11 protein-coding genes are annotated in these 16,080 nt (G+C 67.8%); 2 read left to right on the forward strand and 9 right to left on the reverse strand.

Going from position 1 to position 16,080, the window contains the following annotated elements:
• The first annotated feature begins 115 nt into the window (after positions 1-115).
• Positions 116-2,107 (forward strand): transketolase, encoded by a 1,992-nt coding sequence (gene tkt, locus J7I12_RS09845; RefSeq protein WP_302548487.1) that lies wholly within the window; start codon positions 116-118, stop codon positions 2,105-2,107.
• Positions 2,108-2,179: 72 nt separating this feature from the next.
• Positions 2,180-3,349 carry a phosphoglycerate kinase gene (locus tag J7I12_RS09850; RefSeq protein WP_118229890.1) on the forward strand — a complete coding sequence of 390 codons (1,170 nt, stop codon included), beginning with the start codon at positions 2,180-2,182 and terminating at the stop codon, positions 3,347-3,349.
• A gap of 116 nt (positions 3,350-3,465) precedes the next feature.
• Here the strand turns inward: J7I12_RS09850 and J7I12_RS09855 are convergent, their stop codons facing one another.
• From J7I12_RS09855 to J7I12_RS09895, 9 genes are all read right to left on the reverse strand, one after another.
• Positions 3,466-3,969 (reverse strand): translation initiation factor 2, encoded by a 504-nt coding sequence (locus J7I12_RS09855; protein ID WP_288908520.1) that lies wholly within the window; start codon positions 3,967-3,969, stop codon positions 3,466-3,468.
• 43 nt (positions 3,970-4,012) lie between these two features.
• Entirely contained in the window at positions 4,013-4,594 is a 582-nt protein-coding gene (locus J7I12_RS09860) for a histidine phosphatase family protein (protein WP_118229892.1), read from the reverse strand.
• Positions 4,591-6,012, reverse strand: a complete 1,422-nt coding sequence (locus tag J7I12_RS09865) for a DVU_1551 family NTP transferase (protein ID WP_302548486.1) — start codon at positions 6,010-6,012, stop codon at positions 4,591-4,593. Before J7I12_RS09865 ends, J7I12_RS09860 begins: the two co-directional genes overlap by 4 nt.
• Before the next feature lie 280 nt (positions 6,013-6,292).
• On the reverse strand, positions 6,293-7,396 hold the full coding sequence (locus tag J7I12_RS09870; protein WP_242621192.1) for a DVU_1553 family AMP-dependent CoA ligase: 1,104 nt from the start codon (positions 7,394-7,396) through the stop codon (positions 6,293-6,295).
• Positions 7,393-8,868, reverse strand: coding sequence for a radical SAM (seleno)protein TrsS (gene trsS, locus J7I12_RS09875; protein WP_118229893.1), 1,476 nt, complete (start codon positions 8,866-8,868; stop codon positions 7,393-7,395). The genes J7I12_RS09870 and trsS overlap by 4 nt, the downstream gene beginning before the upstream one ends.
• The gene (locus J7I12_RS09880) at positions 8,865-10,283 is read right to left on the reverse strand and encodes a DVU_1555 family C-GCAxxG-C-C protein (protein ID WP_498793639.1); all 1,419 of its coding nucleotides are present in this window, start codon (positions 10,281-10,283) and stop codon (positions 8,865-8,867) included. Before J7I12_RS09880 ends, trsS begins: the two co-directional genes overlap by 4 nt.
• On the reverse strand, positions 10,280-10,498 hold the full coding sequence (locus tag J7I12_RS09885) for a DVU_1557 family redox protein (protein ID WP_118229896.1): 219 nt from the start codon (positions 10,496-10,498) through the stop codon (positions 10,280-10,282). The genes J7I12_RS09880 and J7I12_RS09885 overlap by 4 nt, the downstream gene beginning before the upstream one ends.
• Positions 10,495-12,906: a pyridine nucleotide-disulfide oxidoreductase/dicluster-binding protein gene (locus tag J7I12_RS09890; protein WP_242621193.1), complete on the reverse strand. Its 2,412-nt coding sequence runs from the start codon at positions 12,904-12,906 to the stop codon at positions 10,495-10,497. Before J7I12_RS09890 ends, J7I12_RS09885 begins: the two co-directional genes overlap by 4 nt.
• 200 nt (positions 12,907-13,106) lie before the next feature.
• The gene (locus tag J7I12_RS09895) at positions 13,107-15,830 is read right to left on the reverse strand and encodes a molybdopterin-dependent aldehyde oxidoreductase (protein ID WP_118229897.1); all 2,724 of its coding nucleotides are present in this window, start codon (positions 15,828-15,830) and stop codon (positions 13,107-13,109) included.
• Positions 15,831-16,080: the final 250 nt, after the last annotated feature.

Genomic DNA, 16,080 nt, shown 5'->3' on the forward strand with positions numbered 1-16,080 from the left:
CGTAAATTTGATAATGCCTATTCTCAAAGGTATCTGTTCCAAGGACCGCCGCAGGGCTGCGGCAGCTTGGCCGCCTTTCCCCATCCTCAAAAAACAACAGTGAAGGAACCGTTTCATGCCCACCCGCAGACAGTGCGCCAATGCTCTCCGTATCCTGGCCGTGGACGCCATTGAAAAAGCCCGTTCCGGGCACCCCGGCGCGCCGCTGGGCATGGCCGACATGGCCGAGGCTCTCTGGCGGCACGTGCTTCGGCATAATCCCGCCAATCCCCGCTGGCCCGACCGGGACCGTTTTGTGCTTTCCAACGGGCACGCCTCCATGCTGCTCTACGGCCTGTTGCATTTGTCCGGCTATGACCTGCCGCTGGAAGAGATTGAAAATTTTCGTCAGTGGGGTTCCAAGGCTGCGGGGCACCCGGAATATGACCTGGATATGGGCGTGGAGATGACCACCGGCCCGCTGGGCCAGGGGTTGGCCTCGGCCGTGGGCATGGCCCTGGCCGAACGCCTGTTGGCCGCGCGCTACAACACGCCGGAACACGCCGTGGTGGACCACCGTACCTACGCCTTTGCCGGCGACGGCTGCCTGATGGAGGGCGTGTCTTACGAGGCCTGCTCCCTGGCCGGCACCTGGGGGCTGGGCAGGCTCATCGTGTTCTACGATGCCAACGGCATTTCCATTGACGGCAAGGTGGACGGCTGGTTTACAGAGAACGTGGCCGGGCGCTTCACGGCCTGCGGCTGGCAGGTGCTGGGCCCGCTGGACGGACACGACGCCGCGGCGCTGGACGCGGCTCTGGCCGCAGCTCATGCGGATGAAGGCAGGCCCAGCCTGATCATCTGCCGTACGCACATCGGCTATGGTTCGCCCAAGGCGGATTCCGCCGCCTGCCACGGTTCGCCCCTGGGGGCCGAGGGCGTGGCCGCCGTGCGCCAGGCTCTGCAGTGGACGGAACCGCCCTTTGTCATTCCGCAGGACATCCGCGCCGCCTGGGACGCGCACGAGCGCGGACAGGCCCTGGAAGCCGCCTGGCAGAGCAAATTTGAAGCCTACCGCGCGGCCCACCCCGGCCTGGCCGCCGAATTTGAGCGCCGCGTGCGCGGCGAACTGCCCGCAGATTGGGCCGACACGGCCCGCCGCCTGGTGGAAGAGGCCCTGAACGCGCGGGAAGATCTGGCCACCCGCGTGGCCTCGCGCAAAACCCTGGAAACGCTGGTGCCGCGTCTGCCGGAGCTTCTGGGCGGCTCCGCCGACCTCACGGGTTCCGTGGGCACGCTTACGGCCGCGTCCACGCGGCTCAACCCGCCGGCCCTGACGGGCAACTATATTTCTTATGGCGTGCGGGAATTCGGCATGAGCGCCATTATGAACGGCCTGGCCCTGCACGGCGGCTTTATCCCCTATGCGGGCACCTTCCTTTCCTTTGCGGATCAGGCCAAGAACGCACTGCGTCTGGCGGCGCTCATGGGCGTGCGGGCCGTGTGGGTATTTACCCATGATTCCATTGGCGTGGGCGAGGACGGCCCGACCCACCAGCCCGTGGAGCAGCTCAATATGCTGCGCGCCACGCCCGGCCTGCACGTCTGGCGGCCCTGTGATACGGTGGAAACCGCCGTGGCCTGGCGCAGCGCGCTGGAAAGCCCCTGCCCCAGCGTGCTTTCGCTCTCGCGCCAGACCTTGCCCTTCTGCCCCAGAGATGCGGAGCAGGTGGCGGCCATTGCCCGGGGCGGCTATGTGCTGCGCCACTGCGCGGGCACGCCGGAACTTATTTTGCTGGCCACGGGCTCGGAAGTGGGCCTGGCGCTGGCGGCGGCAACGCAGCTGGAGGCCGAAGGCCGCCGGGTGCGCGTGGTTTCCCTGCCCTGTGCGGAACTTTTTGACGCCCAGGACGCGGATTATAAAGAAAGCGTGCTGCCCCGCGCCGTGCGCGCCCGCATCGCCATTGAGGCGGCGGCCGTGGATTGGTGGCGCAAGTATGTGGGCCTGGACGGCGCGGTGCTGGGCATGGAGCGCTTCGGCGCTTCCGCACCGGGCAAGGTGGTTTTTGAGCGTCTGGGCTTTACTGTGCCGCATGTGCTGCGCTTGGCGCAATCCTTGTTGCCCTAGGCGCTGATAACGACGTCCCGCGCGGCGGGACGCTTGTTTTTATAGAGAATTTCAACGGACCGGAGGGCGCAGATGCCGATCAGAAAGATGCAGGATGTGGACCTGGCGGGCAAAACCGTGGTTATTCGCGAGGATCTCAACGTGCCCATGAAGGACGGGGGCGTCAGCAACGACAAGCGCATCCGCGCGGCCCTGCCCACCATCCGCCTGGCGCTGGAAAAAGGCGCGGGTGTGGTGCTGCTGTCGCACCTGGGGCGGCCCACGGAAGGGCAGTTTGAAGAGCAGTTCTCCCTCAAGCCCGTGGCGGCCAGACTTGCCGAACTGCTGGAACGCCCCGTGCGCCTGGCCCCCACGTTTGCGGAAGCCACGGCCGCACCGGGGGAAGTGACCTTGCTGGAAAACGTACGTTTTCTCAAGGGCGAGAAAAAGAATGATGCCGCACTGGCCGCCCGCCTGGCTGGCCTGGGCCAGGTCTACGTCATGGACGCTTTTGGCGCGGCCCACCGGGCCCACGCCTCCACCGAAGGGGCCGTGCGCGCGGCGCAGACGGCCTGCGCCGGGCCTCTGCTGCAGGCGGAGCTGGAGGCCTTCGGCAAGGTGCTGGACAATCCGGCCCGGCCCCTGGTGGCCATTATCGGCGGCTCCAAGGTCAGCTCCAAGCTGGGCCTGCTGGAAAACCTGCTCAACACCGTGGACGTGCTTATGGTGGGCGGCGGCATTGCCAATACCTTTCTGGCCGCCGCCGGGTATATGGTGGGCAAGAGCCTTTGTGAGGAAGACCTGGTGCCCGAAGCCAAAAAGATTATGGAGCAGGCCAAGACCCTGAACAAAGAATTGCCCCTGCCCGTGGACGTGGTCACTGCCGAAGAGCTGGCCCCCGGCCGGCAGACTGGCGTTCACGCCGTGGGCGACGTGCCCCCGGATCAGATGATTCTGGATATCGGGCCGGAAACCGTGTCTGCCTATGAAAAACTGCTTGCCAAAGCCGCCACCGTGGTCTGGAACGGCCCTGTGGGCGCTTTTGAAACGGACCCCTTCGGGCAGGGCACCAAGGCTCTGGCCAATTTTTTGGCCGGAGGCAAGGCCTTTGTGGTAGTGGGCGGCGGCGACTCTGTGGCGGCCGTGGAAAAATACGGCCTGGCCGACAAAATGGGCTATATTTCCACCGGCGGCGGCGCTTCCCTGGAACTGCTGGAAGGCAAAACCCTGCCCGCCGTGGCCGCCCTGGAAGCCGTGTCGTAAATTTTGTCCTTTTGTGGGGGCTTCTCCTTGTGGGGGTTTCTCCACAGGACAGGGCCACCAGATAACGCTGCAAGGCGGCGGTGGGGAGACTTTGCCCCCACCGCCGCCCTGCAGCGTTATGTTTTTTGTGCGCGTGCGCACAGCCGCAGAGCCAGGCGGCGGACGGCGGGGTCGGGTTCGGCTGCGGCGTTCTGCCAGTGGGCGGCGGCATGGGCCTGCAGGCGGGCCAGCACGTCCAGGGCTTCCTCCGCGCCGTCCACCCAGGCGGTCACCGCGCCGTGCAGCATAAGGCCCGTCCCTTCCAGCGGCCCGCGGATGCCCAGCACGGGCACGCCTGTGCCGGCGGCCAGCCCCACCTCCACGCCCGCGTCCTGTCCGGACGCGCCGTAATAGATCACCAGGTCCGCCGTCAGGCAGGCGTCCCGGCAGAAGGCGTAGACCTGTCCGCCGTCCTGATCCGTATCCATCCAGATGCGCCGTTCCAGAGGCGTGAGCCCCGGCGGGGGCGCGGCTTTTTCCGTCCAGTCCAGCAGGCTGCAGCCCAGGGCCCGCAATTCGCGCCCCAGCAGCCGGACGCCGTGCTTGTGCTTGAAGGAAGCCGCCACATACACTGTTAACATGGGATTTTCTCTTGTCAGGGGGTTTTGGCAAATCCGGCCGTTGTTACCATTCCGGCAAAAAGGCGCGGCAGGCATAATATTGGGGAATGCGCAGCAGTTCGCCCAGGGGCAGGGCCAGGTAGTGGGCGAGGAGGCAGCGGATGACCCCGGCGTGGCTGATCAGCAGAAGCGTGCCTTCCGGGCAGCGCGTGCGCCAGCGGCCCACGGCCCGAAGGGCGCGGGCCTGGACCTGGGCAAAGCTCTCGCCCCCCGGCGGGGCGTAGTGGGCCAGCTGCGCCCCGCGGGCCTCCCACGCGCCGGGGAAGCGGGCGGCGATTTCAGCCCTGGTCAGCCCCTCCCAGCAGCCCAAAGAAATTTCGCGCAAATCCGGTTCCGTATGGAGGGGCGGGGGCGTGCCGGGCCAGGGAGCGGCAGCCAGAAGCAGAGCGGCGCTTTCCTGACAGCGCTGTAAATCTGAACAGACCACAGCCTGCACGGCGCGGGCCAAGGCCGGAGGCATTTCCCGCCCCAGGGCGCTGGCCTGGGCCCGGCCCCAGGGGCTGAGGGGAATGGCGCGCGCGCCCACCATACGGCGTTGCGGGTTGGCGGGCAGGGAGCCGTGACGGATAAGCCAGACGCCCTTCATGCCGGGGCCTTGGGCGAAGCCCCGCGTCCAGTGGCCGCGGCGGACGTTCCTTTTGCCGTTGTGCGGTCGGCGGGATTTGTTTGCGCCTTACCCGTGTGGGGCATGTCCGCCTGGGGCCCTTCCGTTGGCATTTTGTCTGCTTCGGGTTTGTCCGCCGGGGAAGTCTTTGCCGGAGTCGTGTCCTGTGGCCTGTCCTCCAGGGCCAGGGTCTGCTGTGCCACGGCGGCGGGGGCGCGGCCCAGTTCACGGGCCAGACGCGCTTCCAGCGCCTTGGCCCGGCCCAGACGGCCGACAATGGCGGCGCAGGCTTCCGCGTCCTGGGCAAAGACCTCCAGCTTCTGGCCAAAGCGCTGCGCCACGGGCACGAATTGCCCGCCCCAGCAGTATTTGTCCGCCAGATAGACCAGTTCACGTTCACTGACGGGCTGGTCGTCGGGGAGGCTGAGGTCGCGGTGGTCGCGCACCAGGGCCGCCAGATGGGGCAGGTCCAGAGCTTCCAGCAGGGCGGCCCCGGCAGCTTCGTGGTGGGGCTGGCCTTTGGCGATATCGTGCACCAGACCACCGGCGCAGGCCAGTTCCGGGTCCAGGGCGGGGGTCTGGGCCGCACCCGGCGCACGGGGGACAGCGGTCTGGTCCGGGTTTGCAGCCATGCGCGCAGCCCGGCCCAAAGCCTCGGCCAGGGCGCGGGCCACGGCGCCCACCGCGCGGGCGTGGCGCAGGCCTTTTTCCGGCACGGCGCGCAGACGCAGCAGCTCCAGGGCTTCGGCCGGGCTCAGGGCCGCGCGCCGCAAGGCCAGCCGTTGCAGGCGGGCATAGTCTTCGGGGCGGTCCATGTCTTCCAGCATGGCGGCATCGGGTACAGACAGGCGGCGGCAGGGCAGGGCAGCCAGTGCGCCGCGCAGGCCATCGGGACCGGCGTAGGCGGCCAGCGCGGGCAGGGCTGCGGCGGGGATGCAGGGGGGATGGCCTTCCTGTCCGGCAAAGACGGGCAAAAGTACCGTGTCCGGGGTCTGGGCGGCAGCCTCCAGCAAGGCGCGCAGGGTGAGGGAGCGCACCAGGGGCACGTCTACGGGATTGACCAGGACAGGGCCCTGACCGTGAGCGGCGAGCAGGGCCTGCAGGCCCGTCTGTACAGAGGAGAACATGCCCCGTTCCGGCGCTGGATTGCGCGCCACGGCAAGGCCCAGGGCCTTGGCGGCGGGCTCCACCACATGGGCGTGCCAACCCGTGACCACGGTGATGTCCGTAATGCCGGCCCGGCGAAAGGTGCCGACCAGCAGGGCCAGAGCGCTTTGCGCTTCAATTTTTTTGCCCTCTGCCGGGCAGGGCAGGGGCAGGAGGGCCTTGACCAGGCCCATGCGGCGGGCCTCGCCGGCGGCCAGAATCAAGGCGCGCGCGGGCCTTTCGGTTCCTTCCACGACAACCTTCCTTGCAGTCTTTGGAGCAGATGACCCTTGAAAGTATGGATTCTTAACGGTTACGGCGCGCCCGTTCCGGCGCTTACCCGCGTAACTAGAGCATTTAACACTTGAAATGCTCGCTTACGGCAGGCGGCTCTCACGCAGCCGTCAGGGCATTGCAAGGCTGCAATGCCCTGGGTTCACGGCAAGGCATCGGCCAGGGCCTTGGTCCTTTCGGAATATAATGCTTTTTTTGCAGAACGGGGGAGACGTTTCCTTTTTTTCTGCAAAACGTTTTTTACGCTTCCCTCCCGCCCTTGTGCGGACGGACCACGAGCACGCGGCCTTGGCTGTGCTGCAGGCGGCCGCGCACATAGCTCAGACGGGGCAGGGGGCTGCCGCAGGCGCAGGGGCCGGGCAGCAGGCGGGCCACGTCGCCCGTGCGGTAGCGGATGAGGGGCATGGCCTCGCGTTGGAGGGTAGTGAGCACGATTTCGCCTTCTTCACCAGGGGGGAGAACCTCTGTGCCGCAGGGGTCCACAATTTCCACCAGCAGGTCCAGGGCGCGGATGTGGCAGCCATTGTGGGCCGGGCATTCCACTGCGCCGCCGTAAGCGGTTTCCGTAAGGCCGTAGTGGTCCAGGATTTCGCACTGCCAGACGGTGCACAGCAGATGGCGCAGCACGGGGTCCAGAGGTTCGGCGCTGGAGAGCACGCCGCGCAGGCCTGGCGGGCCGCTTTGGGGGAAACTGTGCAGCAGGGCGGCCAGTTGGCCGGGCATGGCAATGAGGGCGTGAGGGCGCTGGGCTGTCAGCCAGCGGGCCAGGTCTGCGTGGGCGGCCCAGGGCCCGGCGGGACCGGCCAGAAGGGAAGGGGGCGGCGTGCGCACGTCCACGGCTGGGGTCAGGGCCTGACGCAGGACGTCGGCCACGCCGTCGGGGCGGTCCGCGCCGGGCAGGAGCACGGCCAGGCGGTCTCCGGTGCGGACCAGCTGGCGCATGCCCACGGCAAAAAATTCGCGGGTGCGGGCCAGGTCGCCTTCAGTAAAGGCCATGCGTTTGGGCGTGCCTGTGGTGCCCGAAGTGTGCAGGGTGACCATGCGCTGCACCGCGCCCAGGGAAACGCAGAGCAAGTCCTGCCACTGGCGCAGGTCCGCAGGGGTGGTGAAAGGCAGGCGCGGCAGGTCCTCCAGAGTCAGACGTTCCAGGTCCAGGCCCGTCAGACGGGGGCCGTAAAAGACAGCGCGGCGGGCCTGGACCAGTTGCCGGCGCAGGGCGGCCTCCTGGGCGGCGTGCAGGGCGCGGGGCAGGTCTTCCAGACTGGCCGCGCCGCAGTTCTGCGCCAGCCAGGCGTCCAGAGGGCAGGCCGTGGCTGTGGGAGCGGGGGGCGGTGCGGCGTTCATGGGGCGGTCTTGTAGAGGCGCGCGCCGTCCGCCGCCGTAAGGTTGTGGAGGCAGAAGGGGATCATGCGGCCGTCGGGACGCAGAACATGGATGCAGCAGCCGCGCACGCGGGCCACGTCCAGACTGAGGGCGTCCTGAAAGGCCATGCTGGAGAGGGTGAAGCGCTGCTCCACGCCGGCCTGGGCCAGAAAGCGGCTGAAGGCGTCCTTGGCGGGCGCGGGCTTTTCCTGTGGGGCTTGCGGTGCGGCGTCCGGCTGCGGCGGCGTTGCGCCTTTCCAGTGCAGGGCCACAAACTGTTTGGCCTTGCGTGCGCCTTCCGCAGCGGAGGGCGGCGCTGCGGAAGGCGCGGAAGGGGCCGTAGAGGGGGCCGTGGGCGTGCAGCAGGAGCCGCCCTGCCCCAGCCACTGCAGGCCGGGGCGGCCATGGGGGTCGGCAATGCGGCGGTACACGGCGCTGCAGGAGCAGAGTTCGTTTTCGCAGCCCGGCGGGTGGAACTGGGTTGGGTTGACCAGTTCCGGGGCCTGGCCGGCCAGCGCGCCCATGACTTCGGGCAGAGTGCAGCGCGGGGCCGCGCCCAGAGACCAGGGATAGCGGCCGAAAAAGGCTGCGGGCTGCACGTGCAGGCCGCGCACCGTGGGGCCCAGCTCCAGGGCCAAGCGCAGCAGATCGCCCAACTCGTGGTCGTTGACGCCGCGCACCACCGTGGCCACCAGCACCACGCCCAGGCCCGCCGCGCCGCAGGCCCGCACGGCCCTGTGTTTGAACTCCAGGCAATCGCGGCCGCGCAGGGCGCGGAAGGCGGCTTCGCTTACGCCGTCCCACTGCAGGTAGACGGAGTCCAGCCCGGCCGCGCGCAGGCTTTGGGCGTAGCCCGGCTCGGCCAGACGCAGGCCGTTGGTGTTGAGCTGTACCAGGCCGAAGCCGCGCGAGCGGGCCAGGGCCACAATGGCGGGCAAATCCTCGCGCACGGTGGGTTCGCCGCCGGAAAGCTGCACGTTGCAGGGGCCGGAGGCCCTGGTCAGCACGTCCAGCTGTGCGGCCAGGCAGTCCAGGTCCGGATCCGGCGGGGCCGTGGCTCTGCCGCCGTCGGCGTAGCAGATGGGGCAGGCCATGTTGCAGCGCATGGTCACTTCCAGCAGGCCTGTGCAGGTGTGCTGGGCGTGCTCCGGGCAGAGGCCGCAGTCAAAGGGGCAGCCGTGGACCGTAGGCGTGCGCGGATCCTGCGGGTAAGAGGGGCTTTTGGGCCTGGTCCAGGTTTCAAAGGCCGGCAGGTCGACGCTGGTCGGTTGCGGCGGTCCGTCCGCCGTCGGGCCGGGGCCCCCGTCGCGCCAGACAGGCACACGAAAGACGCCGTGCTCCGGACAGGTTTTTTCCAGCAGCACCGCTTCCGGCGCGTCTTCGGGGCGTACGTAGACCGCGTCCAGCCGCCGCAGACACACGGGGCAGAGACTTTGGGTGCGGCGCAGAATCATGAGGCGGGCGTCAGGTCCAGGTCGTAGCTCTGAACCAGCTCCAGGATTTTTCCCCAGCACTCGGCCAGCAGGTCGCCGCAGGCCACGGGGTTGGGAGCCTCGCCCGGCGCGCCGGAGGTTGCGCCCAGGCCCGCGGCGATCTGGCCGCAGCGCTGGCCTCCGTAGGGATTGGTGCGCTCGTAGAACCAGGTGGCGTAGTCGTTGAGCAGGGGGGTAAGCATGGGGTGGGCGGTTTCCGTATCTGCGCCCTTGCCGGCCACCAGGGCCAGGGCACAGGCCCCGCCCGTGAGCAGGCCGCAAGGGCCGTCGGATTGGCCGATGCCGTGGCACAGGCCCTGAGCCGCGCGCACCACGTCGGGGTTCTGCTGTCCGCGCGCTTCCAGCATAAGCAGCAGGAGCAGCTGACTGCAACAGTAGCCCTGGCGCACCAGGGGCAGCAATTCCAGCATCATGGGATTCATGGGGTCTCCTTTTCCGGGCCGGAGCGCGGCTGCCGGTTTGGGGGGGGGACGCGGCCCCAGGGGCATGCGGACCGTGTGCCCGGCGCTTTTTTGCTCAGGCCGCAGGGGCTTTTTGGGCAATCCACAGGTTATAGCCCAAGGATCCGGCGGCGGGGCCGGACCCGTTGCAGGCGCAGGAATCCGCCGGGGCCGCGCCGTACCAGACCAGTCGGGCCGCCAGCTCGGCCAGGGTGCGGCTGTGGTCCTCGCAGATTTCCACGCGCAGCCCGGCGGCGACGAACATCTCCTGCCAGACGCTTGCGGGACGCGCTCCGGCGCTGCAAGAGCGGGCCGCGCCTGCGCTGCAACCGCCCTGGGCAGGGGCCGGGGGCATCGCCGCTGCTCCCGTCGCCCTCGCCGCCGGGGCAGTCGCCATCGGGGCAGTGGGCTCTGCGCCCGTGGCGGCCTCTGCGGCGGCCGCCACGGCGCTTTTTCCAAAGATGCGGCTGCGTTTTCACATCCACAGCCGGGAAGCGAGGTTCTCTTGCGTGCGCCGGGGGCGGCAAGGGTCAGGTCACTCACCAGCAGCGCGCCGCCGGGCCGCAGCAGGCGCGCCCAGGCGCGCAACGCGGCAAAAGGATCGGGCAGCAGGGAGAGTAGGCATTCGCTCAGGAGGGCGTCCAGACTGCCAGGGGCCAGGGGCGGGCGGGCCGCGTCGGCCAGAAGCAGGCGGCCCGTGGCCGCGGCTCCGGGCTGAGCTATGCGGTCCAGGCCCCAGGCCCGGTAGCCCTCGCGCAGCAGCAGGCGCAGGGTCGCGCCGTCGCCGCAGCCCAGGTCCAGCACCAGCGCGCCGGGCGTCAGGCCGCTGTGCCGACGGCAGAGGGCCAGGCCCCGGCGGGTGAGCGCCGTGCCGCCGGGCCGCCAGGCCCCTTGGGCCACGCGGCGAAAGTCCTCACGCTCCCACAGGGCGCTCATTTGTCTTCCAGCAGAGCTTCCACTTCCAGCATTTTGCCTTGCGCCAGGGATTTGGGGATCATGGTCAGACCGCACTGGGGACAGCGCGGCAGCACCACGTCAAAAGCGCTGTTGAGGTAGAATACGGCGACCTTGCTTTGCTCCAGCGGCAAATTGCAGCGGCCGCAAACCCATTGCCCTTCGTCGGGTCCGTAGTTGAGATCCGCCATGCTCATGACTGTTCTCCCCGGCTGCCGTCCGTGCAGCACTGGTGCCGGTTGATGACCTCCGCCGCCTCCTGGCCGCCGGAGCCGGGCACCACCATGCGGTGGCACCAGGCGTCGTGCAGCACAAAGCCCGCGCCTTCAGGCGTGTATTCCACCCAGAAGGTCACTTGCCGGGGCCGCCAGGAGCCGAGCCAATGTCCGTTTTCCAGATTTTTGAAGCGGTGCCCGCTGGCCTCGGCTCCGGCCACGGCGGCCTCCACGTCCTCTAGCAGGATGTGACGGGCCTCCAGTCGGGCCAGCAGCTCCGGCGTCACCCGCACCTTGCCCTCCGGGGGCCGGGCAGCCTCTTCACCCAGACATTCGTGCAGCAGCCGCCGTCGCAGGGCCGCGCGATTGGCCCGCCGGGCTGAAAGCCCCGGGCCGCGTTCCTGCCCGGCAGCGCCCGCCAGGGCGGGGAAGAGCAGGTCCAGCAGATGCCAGCATTCCTTGCCGCTGGCAGCCAGCCTGTCCCGGCACATGATGCAGGAGGCCAGGCCCGGATGGGGCAGCTCTGCCGCACGGTGGGCGCTCATGGCTTCTGCCGTGTCGGGCTGAGCGCACCAGACCAGGCCGCCGTAGCCGCAACAGGCCGTGGTGGGGCCGGAAAGACGCGGCTCCTCCAGAGTTACGCCGGCCTTGCGGGCCAGACTGCGTACGGCCGCAAGCCAGGCCGGGTCGTGCCGGGCCGTACAGGGATCCTGCACGGAGAGCACGGCGGGCATGCCCGCCGGCCTGCCGCCGCCTGTTGCGCCCGGCGCTGTTGCAGCCCATGCGTTTTCGGACAGGCCGTCCAGCACTTCCCACACGGATACGGCCCGCGCTTCGGGCAGGGCCTCGCGCAGTACCGTAAGGCAGGACGAACAGGCCGCCATGATGCGCGGTTTGCCCAGCCCTTCCCAGGCAGCGCGCAGGGCCGCCGTGTGCTCTTGAAACCGTTTGGCGCGTCCGGCCCAGCGGGCCGGGATGCCGCAGCAGGCAAGCATGATGCCCACTCCTGGCGTGGGGTCGTGGGCAAAAGCCTCCCGCAGCCGGGCATAGAGGGCCGCCACCTGCTCCCCGCGTGAGGCCGTAAGCTGGCAGCCTGGGAAAAAGGCCCAGGCCGGGGCCACGCCCTGGGGCAAAGATGGGTCCGGCAGAGTCAGGGCGCACTCCGGTCCCGAAGCGTTTTCCATGTCTTCCAGGGCAAATTCGTGGGCCGTGGGCGGCATAAAGCCGCGTTCCACCATGTCTTCGCGGGCAGCCAGGCAGAGTTCGGCCATGGAGAAATTTTCCGGGCAGAGCTCTTCGCACTGGCCGCACAGGGCGCAGCCGTTGATCATAGCGTTGGCCGTGTGCAGGCCCTTGACAATGGAGGCGTTGTTGTGCGCCTGCCGGGCGTAGACCCGCGGATACCCTTTGTATTTCTGCAGGTAGACGCACTCTTTGACGCAGATGAGGCACTGGCACTGCAGGCAGCGCGCGGCTTCCTGCGCGGCTTCTTCAGGGGTGTGGGTGAGGCCCGCTGGTTCCCGGCGGGGATTGGGCGCAATGCCTGTGATATCCGTGTGCAGGGGGCCTTGCGCTTTTTCCCGTGCGGCGGTGAGGGAAACGCCGCTCACCAGGCGATCCAGGGTCTGCGCCGCCCGGCGGCCTTGTCCGGCCTGGGTTGCAGGTGAAGCGTAGGCGTGGCCCGTGGGCGTGCGATTTTTCCAGCCCGCGCAGCAGAGGTTGTCGCGCCAGAGCAGGGTTTCCGCGTCCACGTCCGTCTGGGCCGGGGCCAGGTCCGGCGCGGCGTCCGCGTCCAGCAGCACGCCGTCAAATTCTTCAGCCAGGCGCGTTGCCAGGGCCGCGTCCAGGGTCGCCAGTTCAAAGCGCACCTTCTGGCGGGTCAGCAGGGCCATGTCCTCGGCCAGAAAATCTTTGTCCAGACCGGCGCTCGCCAGCACGGGATAGGCGGCCAGCAGGGCGGATTCCGGAGCATCCGTGTGGAAGACCGTGACCGGGTAGCCCTTGCGCGAAAGATCCCAGGCCGCGGCCAGGCCGGTCAGCCCCGCACCCGCCACGGCCATCCGTTTTTTCTTGGGGGGCAGGGGCAGGGGGCGACTTTGCTGGCCCGCCGTGAGCATACAGGAAAGTTCCAGCCCGTGCATGGCCACGCTGCCGCCCAGGTCGCGGCGAAGGCAGACTTCTTCACAAGGGTGGTCGCAGAGCCGGGCCAACACCCCCGGCAGGGGCAAATGCCGCTCCAGCAGCTTGCGGGCCTCGCTCACGCGGCCTGCGGCCATGTGGGTCATGAAGGCGCGCACGTCCAGGTCAAAGGGGCAGGCCGCCCGACAGCGGGGGGGGCTTTCCTGGGTACAGCGGGCCTCAATTTCGTGCAGACGCTTCTGATCCATCATGGCGGACACTCGCTTGCGCAGGGGGTAAAAACACTTTGGGGGAAGGAGCGCTTTTCGGCAAGCGCCCTCCCCCCACACCCCGCGGCAAAAATTTCGCCTCCGGCAGCATGGGGCGCTGTGTGCCGGGGGCCCTGGGGAAGCGGGGAGGGAGGCCCTGCAAGGGCCCCTCCCCGCTGGTGTGGGCACAGAGGCAGTTTACCTTACTTGGGCATGGCCTCCAAGACCTTTTCGGGCCGCGCCGGCAGGTGCCGCACGCGCGCGCCGCAAGCATTGTAAATGGCGTTGATGATGGCCGGGTGCGGCGCGGTAAGGGGCATTTCGCCCACGCCGGAAGCGCCGAAGGGGCCGTCCTTGCGCGGGGTCTGCACATAGACGATTTCCATGTCGTCGGGAATCATCTTGATGGTGGGCACGCCCGCGCCCGCCAGGGTGCTGTGCTTCTTGATGTCCTCATAGTCTTCAGAGAGGGCCAGGCCCACGCCCTGGGCCAGGCCGCCGTAGATCTGCCCGTCCACAATGAGCTTGTTGCAGAGCTTGCCGATATCGGCCACGCAGACGAGCTTTTCCACCGTGGTCTTGCCGGTGGCCACTTCCACAGCCACTTCAGCCAGGAACAGACCGTACATGTAGCAGGCAAAGGGTTCGCCCTGGCCTTTGGCGTCGCAGTCCTTGGCCGGTGCGGTCCACTTGCCGTCATAGTGCACGGGGCGGCCTTCAGCCTTCATTTCCGCGTAGGTGAAGAAGCCGCCATCGGGCTTGCGCATGCCTTCAAGGAGCATTTCGCAGGCCACGCGGGTGGCGTTGCCCGTGACCACCTGGGAGCGCGAACCGCCGGCCGGGCCGGAGTTGGGGGTTTTGCTGGTGTCGTTCATGACCAGGTGGATCTGGTCGGGGGTGAGGTTCAGGGGCCGCAGGGCTTCGTGGGCCGTGCCCAGGGTGCCGGAATCCGCGCCCTGGCCGTGATCTTCCCAGGAGTTGCCCACGGTCACCGTGCCGTCTTCATTGAGTTCCGCCCAGGCTTCGGAGGTGTCCGGGCCGTCCAGGCCGGAGCCGTACACGCCCAGGGCTACGCCCACGCCGCGTTTGACTTCGGCGGTGGAGCGGGCTTTGACGCGCTTTTTGGCTTCTTCATAATAGGGGCGCATCTGCTTGAACATTTCGGGCAGGCTCATGACCTCGGGCACCTGACCGGAGGGGTTGGTGTCGCCTTCACGGTAGCAGTTGAGCTCACGCAGGTCGAAGGGGTCCATGCCCAGCTTTTCGGCCAGTTCGTCCATGAGCACTTCGGAGGGGAATTCCGCTTCCGGCGCGCCGTAGCCGCGGAAGGCGGCGCCCCAGCAGTGGTTGGTGGCCACGGTGCGGCCCTTGCCGCGGATGTTGGCGATGCCGTAGCCCGCGCCGATGTACTGGGCGCCGCGCAGGGTGAGCAGGTCGCCGAATTCGGAGTAGGGGCCGTGGTCCACGCTCCAGTCTGTTTCCATGGCCAGGATCTTGCCTTGTTTGTTGGCGGCCATGCGCACGGTGGTCCAGAAGGGCGAGCGTTTGCCCGTGTACCACTGCTGCTGCTCATAGTTATAGCGCAGGTGGCAGGGACGGCCCGTGGCCATGATGGCCACGCCGAGCAAGGCTTCCATGGTGGGGCTGAACTTGTAGCCAAAGGTGCCGCCGGTGGTGTTCTGCACCAGGACGAGGTCCTTGGGGAATTCCAGACCCAGACCGGGGGCGATCATCATGGCGTGCAGGTGGATGGCCACAGACTTGGAGTGGATGACCACCTGGCCCTTGTCGTTGATGTAACCGTAGCCCACGTCGGGCTCGATGGGCAGATGGGGCTGGCGCTGGGTGTAGTAGTCGCCTTCCATAACCACATTGTTGGGGTCATTGAAGAAGGGAGCGGTATCCGCGCCTTTTTCTTCAAACTGGTCGTAGTAGACGTTGGGGGTGCCGGGGTGAATTTCAATGGCGTCCGGGGCCATGGCTTCGGGGGCGCTCATGTATTCGGGCAGCAGCTCCAGATCAAACTTGACCTTCTCGGCCGCAGCGCGGGCGTGGGCTTCGGAATCGGCGCAGACGATGGCCAGCGCGTCGCCGTACTGGAAGATCTTGGTGTCATTGAGGATGGGCCGCTCCCAACCGTCGCCCTTGTTGCTGGGGAAGGTGATCAGGCCCGTGATGCGGTTTTTGCCCTTGACGTCCTTGTGGGTCAGCACCTTGAAGACGCCGGGCATTTTTTCGGCTTCGGAGGTGTCAATGCCCTTGATGTTGGCGTGCGAAACCTTGGCCTGGGCCAGAGCCATGTGCAGGGTGTTTGCCGGCAGGCGGTAGGCGGCATCAGCACCGAATTCAGCGGTGCCCGTCACCTTGGCCACGGCGCTGGGACGGGGCATGGTGGAACCCCAGATGCGGCCATCCGCCGGCATCTTGAAGGTGACGTCGTCCAGGGTCTTTTCGCCGCGCATGATGGCGGCGGCGTCCATGACGGCGTCCACCAGGGGTTTGTAGCCCGTGCAGCGGCAGATGTTGTGGTGCTTCTGGAACCAATCGCGCACGTCTTCACGGCTGGGGTTGGGGTTGGTGTCCAGCAGACCCTTGGCCGAAACAATGAAGCCGGGCGTACAGAAGCCGCACTGCGCCGCGCCGTGGTAGATCCACGAATGCTGCAGCGGGTGCAGGCAGGAGGGCGTGCCGATGCCCTCCAGGGTGGTGACGGCGGCGTTTTCAGGCACGCGGCTCATCTTGATGATGCAGGCCCGCACCACCTTGCCGTCCAGAATGACCGTGCAGGCGCCACACTGGCCTTTGCCGCAGCCCACTTTCACGCTGGTCAGCTGCAACTGGCTGCGCAGCACATCCACCAGCGTGTCTTCGGGGTTGATCAGCAGCCTGCGGGGGATGCCGTTGATAACAAGCGTTTTCGTCTCCATGCGCGACTCCTTGGGATTGATGCCTGTGAATAGTATGCCGGCGCGGCAGTCCCGCGCTCGGGGCCGATGCCTGCCCCCGTTTTCGCCGTCCGCGACGGCGAAAACCCTGTTGTGATGGCGCGCTTTGCGCCGTGCCTCGCGGCAGTGCCCCCTTCCGTCCACGCTTCCGTAAGGCGGGGGGCGGGCTGTACCGCACCAAGGGCGATTCCTGACGAAATCGCTCTCATATTGATACCAGCGCGCCTACGCC

The organism is Desulfovibrio diazotrophicus, assembly GCF_902498985.2.
Taxonomy (GTDB): Bacteria; Desulfobacterota; Desulfovibrionia; order Desulfovibrionales; family Desulfovibrionaceae; genus Desulfovibrio; species Desulfovibrio legallii.

Coding starts and splice junctions, on each gene's coding strand:
- J7I12_RS09890 (WP_242621193.1), bottom strand. CDS start 12,906: ATGATGGATCAGAAGCGTCTGCACGAAATTGAGGCCCGCTGTACCCAG.
- tkt (WP_302548487.1), top strand. CDS start 116: ATGCCCACCCGCAGACAGTGCGCCAATGCTCTCCGTATCCTGGCCGTG.
- J7I12_RS09880 (WP_498793639.1), bottom strand. CDS start 10,283: ATGAGCGCCCTGTGGGAGCGTGAGGACTTTCGCCGCGTGGCCCAAGGG.
- J7I12_RS09895 (WP_118229897.1), bottom strand. CDS start 15,830: ATGGAGACGAAAACGCTTGTTATCAACGGCATCCCCCGCAGGCTGCTG.
- J7I12_RS09850 (WP_118229890.1), top strand. CDS start 2,180: ATGCCGATCAGAAAGATGCAGGATGTGGACCTGGCGGGCAAAACCGTG.
- trsS (WP_118229893.1), bottom strand. CDS start 8,868: ATGATTCTGCGCCGCACCCAAAGTCTCTGCCCCGTGTGTCTGCGGCGG.
- J7I12_RS09885 (WP_118229896.1), bottom strand. CDS start 10,498: ATGAGCATGGCGGATCTCAACTACGGACCCGACGAAGGGCAATGGGTT.
- J7I12_RS09855 (WP_288908520.1), bottom strand. CDS start 3,969: ATGTTAACAGTGTATGTGGCGGCTTCCTTCAAGCACAAGCACGGCGTC.
- J7I12_RS09870 (WP_242621192.1), bottom strand. CDS start 7,396: ATGAACGCCGCACCGCCCCCCGCTCCCACAGCCACGGCCTGCCCTCTG.
- J7I12_RS09860 (WP_118229892.1), bottom strand. CDS start 4,594: ATGAAGGGCGTCTGGCTTATCCGTCACGGCTCCCTGCCCGCCAACCCG.